The sequence below is a fragment of the Pseudoalteromonas sp. UG3-2 genome (assembly GCF_037120705.1).
GTDB lineage: Bacteria > Pseudomonadota > Gammaproteobacteria > Enterobacterales > Alteromonadaceae > Pseudoalteromonas.
The window spans coordinates 580,775-600,058 of sequence record NZ_JAWLJU010000002.1 but is presented as its reverse complement, the minus strand read 5'-3'; the positions used below and the strand labels follow the sequence as shown (position 1 = coordinate 600,058).

Here is a 19,284-nt window from a genome sequence, read left to right as displayed (position 1 = left end):
TAAAGAGAGAAATATCCCCTCTACTTGGCAATTTGTTGTGAAATGACATAAGTTAAGAGTATGTAACTTAGTGGAGTATGGCCGTGAAGTTTAAACACAAAGTCGTTTCCGTGTCGGCGCTGGTACTGTTAATCGCTCTTTTTATCCTCTCAATCATTCAATACTTTTCCGTACAGTCGGCAATTAAGTCGCAAGCTGAGCAAAGTGTAGATGAGATCATTCAAGGGATCAGTAATACGGTTGCCGCGCAAATGAATGGCGCCACTGATTTAGCAGCCTTAGCGACCAGCTTAGTTGCTGGTACTGATAACCTTAACCAAGCCTTCCCTATTTTATCGCAGCCAAAACTCACTGAATCGTTTATTTTGATTGGCTATGGTGAGCAAAGTAGTGGCGATTATGTTGCGAGCGATCCAAGCTGGAACCCAGGTCCTGATTGGGATCCCCGAAAACGGCCTTGGTATACCGATGCCAAAGCCGCCAATGAAATGATCATCACCGCCCCCTATGCCGACGCCGTCAGTAAAGAGATCCTGGTTTCTATTGGTGCCCCGGTGAAAAAGCAAGGGCAATTTCATGGCGCCATATTCTACGATGTTAGCCTCGCTAAACTTGGCAAAATGATTAACTCATTTAACCTCTTCGATGCCGGTTATGCTTTTATGCTGACCGCAGATGGTACCGTGATATCTCACCCTAACCTCGAGCTAAATGGTGACAATGCTTCAGAGTTTTTAGGTGATATTCCAATTAAAGAGCAACTACAATACGTTGAACTCGATGGCCAACAGCAAATGGTGTTGTTTAAAGAGGTAGAGGGACTTGACTGGTACCTGGGGATTGCCTTAAAACAAGACATTGTGTTCGCAGCATTGTCTGATTTACAGCTGGATGCCATGATTTTTGCTGTGATTGCCGTGATCCTAGCGATTGCCATTCTGTCTATTTTCATCAGTATATTGCTCAGACCACTGGATGAGATCAATGGCGCTATGGCCGCTATTGCCAAAGGCAATGCGGACCTCACAGTGCGCCTGAATACCGGCCATGACCCTGAGTTTTCTCAGCTCGCCACCAACTTCAATGCCTTTACTGCCAGTCTGCAAGGACTGATCGCCAATATTCAAGGTTTAGGACACGAGGTTCTCGAGGATGCAGAGCAAACCTCTAGCGTTGCCAACCAAGCAAAACTATCGATTCAAGAGCAGTTAAATAGCATTAAAGATTTGGACGAGGCCACGACTCATATGTCCAGTACCGAGCAGCAAGTAGCGCATTCGGCGCAAGAAGCCGCAGAAGCCATCAAGTCGACAGATAAAGTGGCTATGCAAGGTGAGCAAATCGTCAGTCAAACCACTGCGACCATCGCCTCTTTATCGGAACAAATTAGTTCTGCTATGACGGTTGTAACGGAGTTAGAGAGCTCCTCCACCGCCATTGAACAAATCTTATCTGTTATTAATGGCATTGCCGAACAAACTAACTTACTTGCGCTTAATGCCGCCATTGAAGCGGCTCGAGCCGGAGAGTCAGGCCGTGGCTTTGCCGTGGTGGCCGATGAAGTTCGCTCTTTGGCGCAACGAACCCAAGAAGCCACCACCGAAATTAAAACCATGATCAACCAATTACAGTCGGGCTCTGAAAATGCTGTGGTGGTCATGAAGCAAAGTCAGGATTACGTAGAAGAAACGGTCACTAAGGCGGATCAAACCAAGGCTGCGCTTGAAGATATGCGCAGTGCCATCCGCCACATTGTTGAACTGAATTCACGAATTGCCAATATGCTTCATGAGCAAAGTGATATTGTCAGCAACGTAAATAATAGCTCCTCTGCAATCAGGCAAATATCCGAGTCGGTATTCAGTGAAGCCAAGCAAGTTGATAGCACCATGCAATCACAGGTAAAGAAAATAACCAGTCAAGAGCAGCTGTTAGAGCAATTCAAAGTTTGATTCAAGGTGAACTTAGCCGTTACTATAAGGCACTGAGGTAATTGGGCTTGGTGCCAAGAGATTAACATGACAACAAATTTGCAAGAATTATTTACGCAGTACTTTCAAATTGACGAGCAGGTACAAATCAACCTGTATCCAGTTGATGACAACATGGTGCCGCAGAACGAGAATCAACTTGAAGCGGCCATTCCCCCGCTATTTAAGCTGGCTAACGAAATCAATGAACTCGACTTAAAAGCACTTAGGCCACTACGTAATCTCGGTGATGTCGCCTCTGAACTGGCAAGCTATTTAGAAGCCCAGTCGCGTAAAGTCGACTTGATAATCAGCCATATTCTTGCCACTGAAGAGCCCGAGGACGATAGTTTATCCTGTGATAGTTATGGTGGTGGGGGGTTAACGGCCACATTAGACGAAGAATTTGCCATCGGTCAGTCTTTTCGCACAAAAATATTTTTACGCAATGAAGCCAGTGCAATCTATTGTTATTCACAGGTCATCGACAAACAAGATAGCCTTTACACTCTAGCGTTCACGGCTATTCGTGCATCGGATCAAGAACTGCTGGTTAGAGCCAGCCTACACGCCCAAACTAGGCAGCTGAAGTTAAAGCAGAAAAGCCAGGATTAATACTCCTTTTACAACGGCATTTAAGCGAATGAGCCCAGCTGCTCACCTAGCTGCCAATGGCGATGAATTTCTCACAAAATATACTGACACACCAATGGTTAATGATAAACTATAGGCTTATTGTTATATGGCGATAGCTTAATGCGTTTTACTTTACTACCTGAATGGGCACCGCAAGATGCGATAATGCTTACTTGGCCCCACAAAGACACCGACTGGTGCGATAACCTAGCTACTGTAGAGCCTGTGTATGTGACCTTGTGTCAACACATTACTCAAGTGCAACAACTTGTGATAGTTGCCCACGATACGGCGCTGAAACAGCATATCATCACCCTACTTGAGCATGCTGAAGTGGAGTTAGCCCGCTGTCATATTGTTATTGCGCCTTGTGATGACACTTGGGCTCGCGATCATGGGCCACTGACCACGATGTCAGAGTCTGGTGAGTTAGCAATAAAAGACTTCACCTTTAATGGCTGGGGTAATAAATTTGCTGCGGCGAAAGACAACGCCATTAATCAAGTCCTCGCTGAGCAAGTCATGTCACAGCAATGCCATTATCAACGGGTTGACTTGGTCCTAGAAGGCGGTGCCATAGAAATTAACGAAACTGGGGTGTTACTGACCACCTCTGAGTGCTTATTGAACCCCAACCGTAACCCCCATTTGAGTAAAGCTGAGCTAGAGGCTCGTTTAACTGAAGAGCTCGGTGCAACATCTTTCTTATGGCTCGACCATGGCTATTTGTCAGGAGATGACACCGACAGTCACATCGACACCTTAGTCCGGTTTGCACCAGGTAATACCCTTGTCTATGTCCAGTGTAACGACAAAACAGATGAGCACTATGAAGCCCTTAAGCAGATGGAACAACAGCTCAAACGCTTTACCACTGCAACAGGTGAGCCTTACCGCTTAGTGCCGCTGCCTTGGCCCAGTGCAAAAAAGGATGACCAAGGAGTTAGGCTGCCTGCGACCTATGCAAATTACTTAATTCTTAATCAAACTGTGTTGGTTCCTATTTATGGTGATGAGCACGATCAACGTGCACTAGCGCAAGTGGCTGCAGCCTACCCTGATCGCACCATTATTGGGATTGACTGCTTGCCTATCATTCATCAGTTTGGCAGTTTGCACTGTATTACCATGCAACTGCCAAAAGGCTTTTTAAGGTAAACTCCATGGCATCAAAAAATATCAAAGTTGGCATTGTGCAACACAGCAATTGTGAAGACTTAGTTGCCAATTTCGCTAAAACCTGTGAAGAAATTCGAGCTGCTGCGGCGCAAGGTGCACAGCTCATTGTGTTGCAAGAACTTCATCGCAGCCTCTACTTTTGTCAAACTGAAGACACTGAATTGTTCGATTTGGCTGAAACCATCCCAGGGCCAAGTACTGATAGCCTCGGAGCATTAGCCAAAGAATTGCAGGTCGTCATTGTGGCATCACTCTTTGAAAAGCGCGCCACGGGCCTCTATCACAATACCGCGGTAGTACTTGAAAGCGACGGCAGCATCGCCGGAAAATACCGCAAAATGCACATTCCTGATGATCCGGGTTTTTATGAGAAATTTTATTTTACTCCCGGTGACATGGGCTTCACGCCTATTCAAACGTCTGTCGGCAAACTCGGGGTATTAGTGTGTTGGGATCAATGGTTTCCAGAGGGTGCACGGTTAATGGCCATGGCAGGAGCTGAGTTTTTAATCTACCCCACCGCCATTGGCTGGGATCCGCGCGATGACCAAGCCGAACAGCTACGCCAACGCGATGCTTGGATCATCTCTCAACGTGCCCACGCAGTGGCCAATGGGCTTCCGGTTATCAGTGTAAACCGTGTTGGTCACGAGGCTGACCCCAGTGGTCAAAGCGAGGGCATTCAATTTTGGGGCAATTCATTTGTAGCCGGTCCACAAGGAGAAATGTTGTTGCACGCCTGTGAGCAAGAACAACAAACGGCTGTGGTTGATGTTGATTTAGCTCGCAGTGAATCGGTTCGACGTATTTGGCCGTACTTAAGAGACCGCAGAATCGATCATTATCAAGATCTGTGTAAAATCTATCGCGATTAATTTAATAGGAGTAGTCAATGGCGAATGGGCAGTGGAACAACTTACCATGGGTAAAATCGACAACAGATAAAATAGCATGGGGTAACTTGGTTGGCAGTAGCCTCGCCTTGTGCCTCAGTGAAGCTATTCAACAACACGATAACCTGGTGGTGTTAGTCACTCCCGACACGCCCTCTGCCCTGCGTCTCGAGCAAGAGCTGGGCTTTTTATTGCCAGATATCCCGGTGATGTTGTTCCCGGACTGGGAAACGCTCCCTTACGATCATTTTTCACCGCATCAGGACATTATTTCTCAGCGCTTGGCCAGTTTAAATACCTTAAAGCATGAAAAACAATCCGTGTTGATTGTGCCAGTTGCCACACTGATGCTGCGGACCGCACCGCCCAGTTTTATTCATGGCATGAGCTTACAAGTGAGCAAAGGCCAAACCATCGATGCCCAAGCGCTGCGGGATAAATTAACCGAAGCGGGATACCGTCACGTGCAACAGGTAATGGAACATGGTGAGTTCGCCGTTAGAGGCTCTATTTTAGATCTCTACCCCATGGGTAGCCCACTGCCGTTCCGACTTGACTTCTTCGACGACGAACTCGACTCTATCCGTCATTTTGATATTGAAACGCAGCGCTCTAGCGACGAAGTCGATGCCATTGACTTACTTCCTGCTCACGAATTCCCTACCAATGCTGAAGACATAGAGCGTTTTCGCATTGGCTATCGAGAAGCATTTGGTGCCAGCAGTGAAAAAGACAGCGTCTATATGCAAGTCAGTAATGGCAACTGGCCTGCCGGGATAGAATACTATCTGCCGTTGTTCTTCGAGCAGCTTTCCACCATTTACGATTATCTGCCAAGCGATGCCGTAATGATGCCACTTGGCGACATTGAAGAAGCTGCCAAGCAGTTCTGGCAGGATGTCGAAAAGCGCTATGAAAGCCGCAAAGTCGATCCCCTACGGCCTTTGTTACCGCCCGGGTCACTATACCAACCAGTGGAGAGTCTGTACGAGGGCTTAAATCAATTTGCTCGGATCAAGCTAAGCCAAGCCCAGCTTGGAACTAAGGCTGGCCATCATAATGTTGCCGCGGAATTAATCACCGATGTGCGCATTGACCATAAACAACAAGCGCCGTTTGAGAAAATACTGAACTTTGTGACTGCACGCAAAAAGCAACAATCCAAAGTCCTATTCAGTGTGGAATCGGAAGGTCGCCGTGAGTCGCTGCTAACGCTGTTAAAACCCACCGGTTTAAAGTTACAAGCGTATAAATCCATTCATGACTTTTGCCAAAGTGATGCCGATGTCGGTGTGGTGGTTAGTCCACTGGCTACCAGTGTTGAGCTCCATCAGGCTAAGTCCAGTCTTGCCATTGTCACTGAGCAAGAGTTACTGGGCCTTAAGGTGTCGCAAAAACGCCGCCGCAAACACAAATACGAACAAGGGCAAGACGCTCTTATTCGCAATTTAGCAGAGCTAAAAGAAGGCCAACCCATTGTTCACTTAGATCATGGTGTGGGCCGCTATTTAGGCTTAGAAACCATTGACGCTGCGGGCGTGGCAACCGAGTTTGTCACCATCACTTATGCCAATGATGCCAAGTTGTATGTGCCAGTCTCCTCTTTGCACATGCTAAGTCGTTATTCTGGTGGTGAAGAGGCCAGTGCGCCGCTGCACAAACTCGGTAATGACGCTTGGGAGAAAGCCAAGCGTAAGGCGGCTGAAAAAGTCCGCGATGTCGCGGCTGAGCTATTGGACATTTATGCTAAGCGGCAAAGTAAACCAGGCTATGCCTTTAAGCTCGACAGCAACGCCTATCGCGAGTTTTCTGATAGCTTTCCTTTTGAAGAAACCGATGATCAGCGTAATGCCATCACCGCCGTATTGGCAGACATGCAATCGAGCTTAGCCATGGACCGCCTCGTCTGTGGCGATGTCGGCTTTGGTAAAACCGAAGTGGCCATGCGCGCCGCTTTTGTGGCAGTGAATGACAATAAACAGGTGGCCGTGTTAGTGCCCACGACGTTGCTGGCACAACAGCATTTTGAAAATTTTAAAGACCGCTTCGCCGATTTACCTATTGAAGTAGGAGTATTGTCGCGGTTTAACTCGGCAAAAGAACAAAAAGACACCTTAGATAAGTTACAACAAGGTAAAATCGACATTGTCATTGGCACCCACAAACTCATCCAAGAGAACATCAAGTTTGCCGATCTTGGGTTATTAATAGTGGATGAAGAACACCGTTTTGGTGTCAGACAAAAAGAGAAAATCAAACAGCTGCGTGCCGACGTTGATATTCTTACCCTTACCGCCACCCCTATTCCACGTACCCTGAACATGGCAATGAGTGGCATGCGTGATTTATCGATAATAGCCACGCCGCCCGCGAAGCGCTTGGCGGTGAAAACCTTCGTTCGCGAACGCAATGATGAGTTGATCCGAGAAGCCATTTTGCGTGAAATTAAGCGTGGTGGCCAAGTTTACTTTTTACACAATAACGTTGAGACCATAGATAAAGTCGCAGCAGACGTCAGTGCCTTAGTACCAGAAGCGAATGTCACCACCGCTCATGGGCAAATGCGTGAAAAAGAACTAGAGCACCTGATGAGTGAATTTTATCACCAGAAATTCAACGTATTAATTTGTACCACCATCATAGAAACCGGCATCGATATCCCATCCGCGAACACCATTATTATGGACCGCGCAGATAAACTTGGGCTTGCTCAGCTACACCAGTTACGTGGTCGTGTGGGCCGAAGCCACCACCAGGCGTATGCTTATTTACTTACCCGTAATAGCCAAGCATTGACAAAAGATGCTGTAAAACGTTTGCAAGCCATTGAACAATTGGAAGATCTGGGTGCAGGTTTTGCATTGGCAACCCATGACCTGGAGATCCGTGGCGCCGGTGAGCTGTTGGGCGATGACCAAAGTGGTCAGATCCAAACGGTGGGTTTTACACTGTACATGGAAATGCTCGAGCAAGCGGTAGAGGCATTAAAAAATGGCAAAGAGCCGACGCTCGATAACCTCTTGCAACAACAAAGCGAAGTGGATCTTAAATTCCCTGCTTTATTGCCAGATGACTTTATCCCTGATGTGAATATTCGCCTAAGTATGTATAAGCGTATCGCCAGTGCCAATACCTTGGCCGAGCTGGATGATTTGCAAGTGGAGCTGATTGACCGCTTTGGCTTATTGCCAGATGCCAGCAAGAACTTGTTTGCCCTGCAAACGGTAAAATTAAAGGCCACAGAGCTTGGCATCCAAAAAATTGAAGCCAACCCCAAGGGTGGATTCTTTGAGTTTACAAGTCATACTAAAGTTAATCCAACATTCATCATCGGCTTGATACAAAGTAATCCGTCGGTGTACCGTATGGAAGGTGCTAACAAACTTAAGTTTATGATAGAAGAAAAAAATGGCCAAGAGCGACTAAAATTAGTCAATGCCATGATCAGTGACTTCGAGAAAAAGGCAGTAGCATGAGAATAATAAAAAGCCTAGCGTTGTTGAGTGCGGCTGTACTGAGTACATCCGCCCATGCAATTCGCTGGTTTGAAGTGGAAATAATCGCCTTTAAGCAAGCACCTAGTTACAGCATCAAAGAAGATTTTAGCATCGAACCTGAAGCACTAACTGAGCGTAACCGGCTCAACTTATTGTTAGAGGGATTTAATCACACCGGTTATGAACTGTGTTTGCAAGGCCGTGCTCGATTTCAGGACCGTTCTTTTATCCGCACGTTAACTCAGGGGAAAAGCTCCCCTTGGTGTGAGCCTAGCCGCGATTATGTCAGCCTATTTGATACTCTGCCTCTGAGCCCCAGTGTTGAGCCGCAAGAGCACATGGATTCCATCTACTTGCTGGATAAAAGCCAATTACAATTTCAAGACAAACTAGCCCAATTGCAACGCAAAGATTTACAGCCGCTGCTTCATACTGGCTGGCGTTTTCCAGAGCAGAGTAAACGTCGTGCACCCAATGTTGTTATTGTTGCAGGTGAGCAATATAAGCAGCCTGCCAGCATCACGGCAGCGATTAATCGCGAGCCACTGGGTTCCCTGCTTTCCCCTTATATCAGCGAGGAAACACGAGCCGCTCCAGAATTTGAACTGCAAGGATTGATTAAAATCCATGTGCGACATTATCTCTATGTCACCACGGATCTCGATTTAAAGTACGAGGATGAAGGTAAGCTTCGTACTGCTCGAATGTCACAGTATACTCGTGTATACAGTGGTGATATTCATTACTTAGATCACCCAAAAATAGGGGTGATTTTCCAAATAAGAAAATATAAGCATTAGGCGAAATCACTATGAAAAAATTAATCACAGCTGCAGCCCTTTTAACTCTTGTTGGTTGTTCAAAAGTAAACTTAGAGAACTACAACAAATTAGAAGTGGGAATGGATAAAACCGAAGTAGAAAAAATCCTTGGCAGTGCAGACAAGTGCGAAGAGAAAACACTTCATACTAACTGCATCTGGGGCAGTGAAGAGAAAAATATCACCGTGACGTTATTATCCAATAAGGTGACGATTTATTCGAAAAAAGGTTTACAATAAACGCCAAGCTTATAGTGCAGGTTGTACTATTAACCACAAGCGAATAGCATTTATTGTAATACAAATTGTTTGAGGGTGCTTTTTCCCCTCAACTTTTGTTGATAGGAAGCGACTTTAGCAACATCTAGGTCTTGTTTATGTCAATAGTCTGTGGGTTCAATCTAATTTAATCAACATCGTCATAGTGGCTTTGTAAATCCTTTTTCACATGCCGATTTATTACAGAGCGAAAGACAGTTTTTATGATAATTCGTTTAATTAGGTGATCTCTTTGAGGATTTGAGGTGCAAAATTTTGTCGCCCCCTCCTGTGTACTGTAACCACAAAAGTATCCTTACCCATGCAGGTAAGGCAAAAATATTGCTGTCTATGTTCTTAATGAGAACGTTTAGACTCCGTTAGCGTCAATTCTAATGGTAAATCGAGCAAATATTAATTCAGGTTGTTATTACTTAGCAATGAATGGTTTTATATCTAGAATTTTTGCTTCCGTAAAGTAATAAATAATTCATGAAAGGAAATAAACATGGTTGTTCGTATTAGACTTTTAAGCCTTATTTGTTGCTTGATTATGGATAGTAAACAGGAACAAAACACTAACAAGCAAACTTGAGAGTACTCTAAGCGATGACTGCTGAAATATAATCTAACATATTAAAACAATTTAATAAAAAAATACATAGAACCGTAAAGATAAAATTACACCAAAACACCGACCCAGACACCTCTATTAACACACAATTCACCTTTTACCATACATATTTACAAAAGCCATTAATTCCTCACCTTTTATTGTAAATAAACACACAATAGAACCTTTTCATCAACATAAGTGAATTTTGAATCACCTATGTAAATTTTTTATTCCTCGCTTTATATTTTAAGAGCATGCTTAGTCATGTAATACAAAAATAGGAATAATTATGAAGATAAATACACTCTCATCATCAATAAAAGCTGCTTTAGCACTTGGTGCAACTGTTGCAGTTGTATCTCCAACAGCTTTTGCAGAAGAAGAAACTGCCGACTCACAAAATGTTGAACGTATTGAAGTCACGGGTTCGCGTATCTCACGCGTCGACTTGGAAACAACTCAACCTGTTGAAACAATCGATTCGGACTATATTAGTAAAAGAGGTACTACTAATCTAGCAGCGGTATTAGAGGAAGTACCAGGTATAGAACTTGCTGCAACATCAAACCTTGAAAGCAACGAAGCCGCTAGTTCTCAAGGTGTTGGTCAAAGTACTGTAAACTTGTACGGTCTTGGCTCTCAACGTACTCTTACTCTAGTTAATGGTTCTCGCTTCGTTTCAAGTAATTCACCTGTTGGCGGAGGCAGTGCTCCAGGAAGTCAGGTGGATGTTAATAACATACCTGTATCTTTAATCGAAAGAGTAGAAGTGGTTAAAGTAGGTGGTGCTCCTGTCTATGGCTCTGACGCTGTTGCAGGTGTTGTTAACTTCATATTGAAAACTGATTACGAAGGTGCTGAGTTCTCTGCAGACTTGACCAATGTTAATGAAGCAGGTAAGTACGACAAATCATTCCGTGGCTTATTTGGCGGAAACTTTCATGAAGATAAAGGTAACCTTGTATTTAACTTTGAATATCAAGAGCAAAAAAGCATCTTAGCAGCAGAACTGCCTTCATGGACCGATCAGTGGTCAGGTTATACACCTTTAGGTGATGATGCAGTGCTTGACGCAGATGGTAACCCTGTTGTTGGTCAACGTCGCTTATATCCCAATGGTCGCGCTGGTATTCTATCAAATTCAGGCCTTATCACACCTGGAAGTGTCGCTGTAACTAATTTAGGTTTAGGTGCATGGCCAGATGGCTCTTTCCTTCAATTTGATCCAAGTGGTAATGGCCAGCTTATTCCATTTGACACTGGTACAGCAACAGGTAACCAAGTTTGGTCTTCTGGAGGTGACGGCCTAAATCTAGCAGAATCAAATACAGCTCGTGAAGGTTATGAGCGTTTCAACTTTACTATCCATGGTAATTACAAATTAACAGATGAAGTTAATATGTCTGTTTTAGGCTTCTTTAACTCATCAGATGCCATTAATAGTGGTTATCAGCCAAACAAATATAGCTCAGGTTTATTTGGTGGCCTAGGTGGCGCGTTGAAATTCGATACTAGCTACCCGTACCTTTCTGCAGAGTCTAAAGAAAGACTTGAAGGTTACCTTGGTGGCCCAGGTGAGTTCTACATGCACAAAGCTTGGACTTCATTAGGTAAGCGTAGAATTATCAATGAGTCTGATGTAAGAAGTTTGAAAATTGGCTTCGATGGCTACTTTGATCTTGGCGAACATGAATGGAAATGGGATGTATTTTATCAACAAGGCGTAAGTAAAATATTTTCTCAAGATTATAACATTAATGAAAACCGTTTCTTAGCTTCGATTGATGTTGGTTATAATAATGGCGCAATTGATTGTAAAGCTAACTATGTAGATGGTTATCATGATAAGTTCACTACCTCAGGATTCGGCGTAACAGAAACACAATCGCTGTTGGGCGAAGTTGGTAAGTGTGTTGCTTTCAATCCTTTTGGTCAAGCATCTCAAGAAGTTCTTGATTACATTACCTACCCTGCAATGGGCCACTCTCGACAGGAGCAAGACATTCTGCAAGCCTTCACAACTGGTGACATTGTTGAACTTCCTGCCGGTTATTTAGCTGCAGCATTTGGTTATGAAAGACGTACAGAAAAAGCTAGCTTTACTGAAGATGGTACAAATACTCTAAATAGTGGTTTGGCTAACGCTTCTACTGCAGGTTCATACACTACTAAAGACATATTTGCAGAATTTAGTGTACCTCTTGTCTCTGATGATATGGATATCCCTCTAGTTGCTTCTTTGGGTCTAGATGCTTCTTTTAGAAGAATAGACAATGATACAGCTGGTAAAGATAATGTATGGTCTGTTGGACTTAACTATCAGCCGATTAGAGACATCATGGTTAGGGCTAACTATTCAGAAACAGTTAGAGCGCCATCTGTTACTGAGCTATTTTTACCAGTAATTCAAGACTCTCAATTCGGTACGGATCCTTGTGATATCAATAACCTTGATAAAGGTCCTAACCCTTCAGCACGTAGAGCGAACTGTGAGGCTGCTGGCGTGCCTGATGGTTATAAAGCAGTTTCTGGTAATGCTTCAAGAGTTGGTACAACCGGTGGTAATATTAACCTTGAAAGTGAAAAAGCTGAAGGTTTAAACATTGGTCTTGTATACGCTCCAGAGTGGTTCGAAGGCTTTAGCTTTAAAGTCGATTACATTAAGATCGATATTGAAGATGCGATTGTTGACTTTACTTTGACAGATATTTTAAATGCCTGTTACGACTCTACTAATTTCCCTAATGATTTCTGTGGCAAGTTTAAGCGTGGTTCTGATTTCCAGATCCCTGCTAACAATGCTTTTGAATCTGGCTATGTTAACGCTGCACTTCAAGAGTTTGAAACTTATGAATATGAATTTATGTTCAAACGCCCATTGAATGAGTACCCATTGATTGGCAGTTTAATTCCAGAGGGTTCAGGTGAATTAGCGCTGCGTTCACGCCTGTATAATCTTAAGAAAGATGCTGAGTCAAACACTGGCTTCGACTTTCAAGATAATACTGGCGAGTACACCAACCCTGATTGGCGTGGAGACCTGAAGATAGATTATACACTTGAAGATCTAAACGTATACTTCGATGTTGATTACTATGGTGAAGGTAACCGTAACAATGACTCAGACAATTTGTATGATTACATCGATCAGAACGGTAACCCGTATGACACGATAGAATCTAAAACTGTTTATAATTTAGGTGGCTCTTACTACATAAATGATAACGCAGTGGTTCGCTTACGTATCGACAATGTGTTTGATTGGTACCCCAGCGTACGTGAGTTATCAGTTACAAGAACAACTTATGGTCGCGTTTACAGCGTAGGCTTTACATATAAGTTTTAAAAGCTTGTAAATACATAAAAGCTAGATGCCATTTCAGCACTGGAATGGCATCTTTTTCAAAAACATGGTCCTATATAATCAAATATCAATCAATATATTCTCTACAGTTCTTATAATAACAAAACCTAAACTTAGTATTTTTGCTTGCTTGTGATAAAAATGGGCTTTTCCTTCATAGATTCTTTTATAGGATCACTACAACGGCCAAATTACTCCCAGTCTCTACACAATCAGATTGCTTTTAGATTATAAAGCGTTTGCAACAGGTACTGTCTTGATACAAGGCGACTACAACTCTCCTGTAGCTACAATAAAATCAACTCACTTAATTAAGTGGTCTATTTGAGAAAAGAAAGCTGGATCGATATCATCCATCTGTTGCCTTGCTACCGCTGAAGTAACTAAGTCAATGTAGGCAATTAAAGCTTTGCTATTCAGTAGTATTAAATGAGAAGTCTTTAATGCAGTTAGCGTCAAATTTGCTCCCGCCAAATTGAGCAAATTTTAGTGCAGATTGGTATAAGCATTTACATTGAGCATCACTTTTTTTGTTAATTATCAGGCCGCCTAACCACTGAATAAATTTATAAACTCGGTTATATGATTACCATTATCAAAGCAATTTCCGTGGGTGCAAAATATTAATATACTTTACATTTGTTGGTACTGATAACGCCACAGTTTACATTTGTTGGTACAGATAACGCCAGATAAACTCTAAACAATATTTACTGTGTTTATCGCGATTGATGTAATAGATTTTGTTTATATGAGTATTATTTCTTGCAATGGTGCAAATATTAATACCGATTGGAGGAACTGATCAGGTTGAAATGTTTCAAGCTTAGTAAAAAATTGAAAGGGCCGTCAAGGCCCTTTACAACAAGTAGAAACTAGCAAAAACAATGGTTAGCGCATGGCCATCATCATTTTAGCCGGTTCCTCTAGGAAGGATTTCCAAAGGTTATTGAAGCGTGCAATGGTGCCACCATCAATAATACGATGATCACCAGACCAACTTACTTGCATGATGGATCGAGAAACCACGTTACCTTGCTGATCAAAGCGAGGAAGCTTTTGTACCTTACCTAATGCCACAATGGCCACTTCTGGCTTGTTAATAATTGGCGTTGCTACCGTACCACCTAGTGCCCCAATGTTAGAGATAGAGATCGTGCCTCCTTTCAACGCGTCCGGTGAAACACGGCCTTCTCTTGCGGCATCCGTCAGTTCAGTAACCGATTGCGCAACATCAACAATCGACTTGTTTTGGCACGATTTAATATTTGGCACCAATAAACCTAATTTACTGTCTACGGCCATGCCAATATTGTGATCGTCATAATACGTCACTTCAGTGCAATCATCATTGACCTTGGCATTAAGAATTGGAAATTCATTAATGGCCAAAGATAACGCCTTAATAAAAAATGGCATCATGGTCAGCTTAATGCCCTGCTTAGCATATTGCTCTTTCAGTGCTAAACGCAGTTCAATTAACTCAGTCAGGTCAATCTCATCACAATAGGTAAAGTGTGGAATGGTAGAGACAGATGCCACCATTTGTTTTGCCATTGCCGCTTTCATACCGCGCAGAGGTTCAACACGCGTGCCGCCTTGTGACACTGGTGTTTGAGTTGCTTGCGCTTCAGCTGCTGCAGAGTGTTCACTGCTTTGAGCTTTGTTGTCACTTTGCAAGAAGTGATCAATGTCTTCTTTGTACACGCGGCCATTTTTGCCCGAGCCTGGTACTTGCGATAAATCAACACCGACTTCACGTGCTTTGCGTCTTACTGCCGGAGAAGCAATGGCTTTACCTGACTTAGGTAACTGACGCTGACTGTTATCACTATCATTGTTTTCCGGCTTAGCTTGTGCTTTGCTTTCTTGTGGCTTATGCACATCAGCAATGGGATCGGTGGCTTTGCCACTATGACTTGAAGCCAGCTTCATCTGGAATAGTGGACTGTGTACTTCAGCGATTTCGCCTTTTTGATAGTATAATTTTTCTACTATACCATCGTATTTAGCTGGTATTTGCACTAATGCTTTGTCAGTCATTACGTCACAGACTGGCTGATCTTCTTTGATCTCATCGCCTTCTGCAACCAGCCACTCGACAATCTCACATTCCACAATGCCTTCGCCAATATCGGGTAAAATGAAGTCTTCCAATACTGATCCAGAATTGACATTAGAGGCGGCAGACTCTTGGCTTGCTGACTGCTCTACTTCAGCGCTTGCTTCACCTGCCACATCCATCGCAAACAAAGGCTCATGCACCTTGGCTATTTCACCTTTTTGATAATGAAGCTGGGTGATCACGCCGTCATGTACTGCTGGGATCTGTACTAACGCTTTGTCGGTCATGACATCACAAATTGGCTGATCTTCTTTTACTTCATCACCTACTGCAACGAGCCATTCGACAATCTCACATTCAACGATGCCTTCGCCGATATCCGGTAAAATAAATTCTTTTGCCATAACCAGTCCTTAAAACTCCATTGAACGTTTGATTGCTGCAAATACTTTATGGGCATCTGGAACGTATTCTTTTTCCAGTGCCAATGGGTAAGGGGTATCCAAACCACATACTCGCTCAATTGGTGATTCTAAATGTAAGAAACACTCTTTTTGGATAGTGGCAGCAATCTCAGCACCAAAGCCATTGGTGATTGGCGCTTCGTGGCTGACCACTAGGCGACCGGTTTTAATCACCGATTGTGCAACCGTGTCAACATCCCATGGCAAGATACTACGCAAGTCAATCACTTCACAGCTAATGCCAGCTTCTTCGGCTTTTTTCGCTGCCTGCTCGATGATCTCCATTTGTGCGCCCCAGGCCAGCAAAGTAATGTCTTTACCTTCTGAGATGACCTCGGCCTTGCCTATTTCAATGCTGTAATCTTCTTCTGGCACTTCCCCTACTGAGGCACGGTATAAACGCTTCGGCTCGAAGAATAACACTGGGTTATCGTCTTTGATGCAGGCACGTAATAAGCCTTTTGCTTGATAAGGGTTACGCGGCACCACTATTTTCAGACCAGGGGTGTGAGCAAAGTAAGCTTCTGGTGACTGTGAGTGATATAAACCACCGGCAATACCACCACCGTATGGTGCACGAATAGTCAAATTACCAACATTAAACTCATTACCAGAACGGTAACGGAATTTAGCTGATTCATTCACAATCTGGTCAAAGGCTGGGAAAATGTAATCAGCAAACTGAATTTCTGCCAGCGCTGGCGCGCCAAACGCCGCAAGACCGTTAGCAAAACCCAAAATGCCTTGCTCAGTCAATGGCGTATTAAATACTCTGTGTTTGCCGTATTTTTCTTGTAGGCCTGAAGTGGCACGGAATACGCCACCAAAGTAGCCCACATCTTCACCAAAGATACACGCTTGCGGATGCTCTGCCATGGTGATATCTAACGCCGAATTAATGGCGTGTAACATGTTCATTTTAGCCATTATTTGATTCTCCCTGCCGTCACTGGATAAGCATCTGGGTATGCTTTGATGTGTGATTTGAGTTCTTCGTATTGCTTTTGCAACGCAGGGATAGGCTCGTCATACACATCCGATACTAAATCTTCTAATGCCGGCTTTTGCACTTTTTCAGCTACTTTCAGTGCTGCAAGAATGTCTTCACGGATCTTCTCTTTTTCCGCTTCGTCTTCTTTTTCATCAAGCCAACCTTGGTTTAGTAACCAAAGTTTAAAGCGATTAACAGGACAATTTGATTTAAATTCCGCCTCTTCGTCTTTAGTACGGTAGCCCGATGGGTCGTCTGATGTTGAGTGCGCCCCTAAACGGTAAGCGATGGATTCAATCATCACCGGCTCACCATTTTCAACCGCGATTTTTCGTGCAGCTTGAGTCGCTGCGTACACCGCTAGGGCGTCAGCGCCATCAACACGAATGGTTTTAATGCCATAGCCAACTCCGCGAGCGGCAATGCCATCGCCTTTAAATTGTTCATCAGCAGGCGTCGAAATCGCATAACCATTATTACGAGCGTAAAAAATCACTGGTGCACCGTGAACCGCGGCCATGTTTAGGCCGGCATGAAAGTCCCCTTCCGATGCTGCGCCTTCACCAAAGTAGCAAATGGTGACGTTATCAATTTCAGAGTTAAGTTCACCCGACTCTTTATCAACGTGCTTCAGTTTTTGGCCATAGGCATAGCCTGTCGCTTGTGGGATCTGAGTACCCAATGGCGATGAAATAGTCAGGTAGTGAAGGTCTTTAGAACCATAATGCACCGGCATTTGGCGGCCTTTACCTAAATCTTTCTCATTAGAGAACAGTTGATTCATAAACTGCTCTAATGAAAAGCCACGATAATGAATCGCCGCTTGCTCACGGTACTGTGCCATTATCATGTCATCTTCTTTTAACGCTGCCGTACTTGCCGTTACCGCAGCTTCTTCGCCAAGGCATTGCATATAGAAGCTGATCCGCCCTTGACGCTGAGCGCCCTGCATTCGTTCATCTAACAATCGGATAAAACGCATGGTGGCGTAAATTCTTAGCGCCGTTTCTTTATCTATTTCAGGTGCCGTTGCACCATCAAGCACTTCGCCTTGGTCACTTAAAATCTTTAACGTAGGGATATTGAGTGCATGACCATCAATAAATTCCAGCGCATGGCTGATATTTAGCGATATATTATTGGGGTTAGTCATAACCTACCTTCTCTTGTTGTCATAACAAACTTACCAAAGCTGGAAGCTGTCCTGCTTTTATTCGCGGTTTTAATTGTATTGGCGCGCGTTAATGGCTACCAGAATAATATTTGCGAATTTAGTAAGTAAATTAAATTAAAGCGTTTCAACTTTACGTTAACGTAAACGGTTATTCAACTAATCCTAGATGAATAACCGTTAAAATGCACTAACGAATTTGGAAAGTTTTTGATACGAATGGTGAACTCAAGCTACACCATTGTTTTAAATAAAGTTTTCTTGAGACTCTAACGGAATAACGGTTAACAATGCACGCTGGCCCAAAGCCACATTGGCATTGGGGAAAATAATCGCCTCGCCATCCACTTCCGCAAAGTATTCTTTGTCTCCGTCTCTTGCGAGTAAATCACCTTGCTTAAATCCGGTAAAGTTTACTGCGGAGTCAGGGAAAGAAAACGAGAAATCCGTGTTGGTACGGTTTATGGTGCGGTGTACAGTGAAGATTTCGAAGTCCTCTGCATTATATTCCTTATATTCTACCGATTCCTGGCTAATTAATGCTTTTAGCGTGGCCTTGGTTTTAGCAAACTTGGCCATGTCATTTTCACTAAATGGCTTAACCTGGCCCAGCTCAATGGTAAAGGCATCGGCACCGAATTGTCGCGATGAATAGTAACTAAAGGTGGTGGCCGCACTGCTCATCATCAACACAGTATTGACCCCACACGAAAGTAAAAACTGTAATTGAGATTTCTTCCACGGTTTACCATGCAAATAAGGATACACCGCGAACTTTTCATTTTTAGAGCCGCGTATCGCCGTATGTAGATCATAATGACAGCGGTAACGCCCTGCTTCCTCTGCGTTGAAAAAGTCACTGACGTATTGCTCTAGTTTTTGCGCTCGAACTTGTTCTGGGTTGTCTGATTTATTTTGGTGCGCGCCGTTGAACAAACGATTAAGATTTTCATCGACAAAACGCTTACCGATGTTAATTGATTTTGGGTTGCCAAAAATAAATAACACGCGCTGTGCAAGCTTTAATTCGCCAGTTATGATCTGCTGAATTAACTCGTCACAAATCTCGATAGGTGCTGTTTCGTTGCCGTGAATTGCGCTAGAAAGCACAATATCTTTTGTGCCCTTATCAACGGGAGTAAACTGAATAACGCCAGTATCCAAAACCTCAACATGGGTACCATTTTCAAGGGTAAAGCTAGCTGCAGGCAATGAAAACTCGTTACTTCTGGTTATGCTAAGAAAATCACCGGTTTGTTTTAAATTTTGTAAGTACGTCATAATTCCAATTACAATTGCTTGTGATTCGTTAATCGCTTTCTTGCCGCCTCAGTTAGGATGTGTTGCGTTGGTTTCATGG

At 43.6% G+C, this 19,284-nt stretch carries 12 protein-coding genes; 8 read left to right on the top strand and 4 right to left on the bottom strand.

Features of this window, described 5'->3' with window-relative positions; all coding sequences use genetic code 11:
* Positions 1-77 precede the first annotated feature (77 nt).
* The 8 genes from R3P39_RS06015 (at position 78) to R3P39_RS05980 (ending at position 13,215) form a co-directional block, all read left to right on the top strand.
* Positions 78-1,952, top strand: coding sequence for a methyl-accepting chemotaxis protein (locus R3P39_RS06015; RefSeq protein WP_336566298.1), 1,875 nt, complete (start codon positions 78-80; stop codon positions 1,950-1,952).
* Between the two features lie 66 nt (positions 1,953-2,018).
* The gene (locus R3P39_RS06010) at positions 2,019-2,585 is read left to right on the top strand and encodes a PilZ domain-containing protein (protein WP_336566296.1); all 567 of its coding nucleotides are present in this window, start codon (positions 2,019-2,021) and stop codon (positions 2,583-2,585) included.
* 141 nt (positions 2,586-2,726) lie between these two features.
* Complete coding sequence (locus R3P39_RS06005; RefSeq protein ID WP_336566295.1) at positions 2,727-3,764, top strand: agmatine deiminase family protein; 1,038 nt, start codon at positions 2,727-2,729, stop codon at positions 3,762-3,764.
* A 5-nt stretch (positions 3,765-3,769) separates the two neighbouring features.
* Positions 3,770-4,660 (top strand): carbon-nitrogen hydrolase, encoded by an 891-nt coding sequence (locus R3P39_RS06000; protein WP_336566294.1) that lies wholly within the window; start codon positions 3,770-3,772, stop codon positions 4,658-4,660.
* A 17-nt stretch (positions 4,661-4,677) separates the two neighbouring features.
* Positions 4,678-8,154, top strand: a complete 3,477-nt coding sequence (mfd, locus tag R3P39_RS05995) for a transcription-repair coupling factor (protein ID WP_336566292.1) — start codon at positions 4,678-4,680, stop codon at positions 8,152-8,154.
* Complete coding sequence (locus R3P39_RS05990; RefSeq protein ID WP_336566290.1) at positions 8,151-8,975, top strand: CsiV family protein; 825 nt, start codon at positions 8,151-8,153, stop codon at positions 8,973-8,975. Before mfd ends, R3P39_RS05990 begins: the two co-directional genes overlap by 4 nt.
* Positions 8,976-8,986: 11 nt before the next feature.
* Positions 8,987-9,235 carry a DUF3862 domain-containing protein gene (locus tag R3P39_RS05985; protein ID WP_336566288.1) on the top strand — a complete coding sequence of 83 codons (249 nt, stop codon included), beginning with the start codon at positions 8,987-8,989 and terminating at the stop codon, positions 9,233-9,235.
* Between the two features lie 923 nt (positions 9,236-10,158).
* Positions 10,159-13,215 carry a TonB-dependent receptor domain-containing protein gene (locus tag R3P39_RS05980; RefSeq protein ID WP_336566286.1) on the top strand — a complete coding sequence of 1,019 codons (3,057 nt, stop codon included), beginning with the start codon at positions 10,159-10,161 and terminating at the stop codon, positions 13,213-13,215.
* 909 nt (positions 13,216-14,124) lie between these two features.
* Here the strand turns inward: R3P39_RS05980 and R3P39_RS05975 are convergent.
* The 4 genes from R3P39_RS05975 to astE all read right to left on the bottom strand — a co-directional run bounded on the left by R3P39_RS05975 (position 14,125) and on the right by astE (position 19,205).
* Positions 14,125-15,702: a dihydrolipoyllysine-residue acetyltransferase gene (locus R3P39_RS05975; protein WP_336566284.1), complete on the bottom strand. Its 1,578-nt coding sequence runs from the start codon at positions 15,700-15,702 to the stop codon at positions 14,125-14,127.
* A gap of 9 nt (positions 15,703-15,711) precedes the next feature.
* Positions 15,712-16,689, bottom strand: a complete 978-nt coding sequence (locus R3P39_RS05970; RefSeq protein WP_336566282.1) for an alpha-ketoacid dehydrogenase subunit beta — start codon at positions 16,687-16,689, stop codon at positions 15,712-15,714.
* Positions 16,689-17,906 (bottom strand): thiamine pyrophosphate-dependent dehydrogenase E1 component subunit alpha, encoded by a 1,218-nt coding sequence (locus tag R3P39_RS05965; RefSeq protein WP_336566281.1) that lies wholly within the window; start codon positions 17,904-17,906, stop codon positions 16,689-16,691. Before R3P39_RS05965 ends, R3P39_RS05970 begins: the two co-directional genes overlap by 1 nt.
* Positions 17,907-18,170: 264 nt before the next feature.
* Complete coding sequence (astE, locus tag R3P39_RS05960) at positions 18,171-19,205, bottom strand: succinylglutamate desuccinylase (protein ID WP_336566279.1); 1,035 nt, start codon at positions 19,203-19,205, stop codon at positions 18,171-18,173.
* Positions 19,206-19,284: the final 79 nt, after the last annotated feature.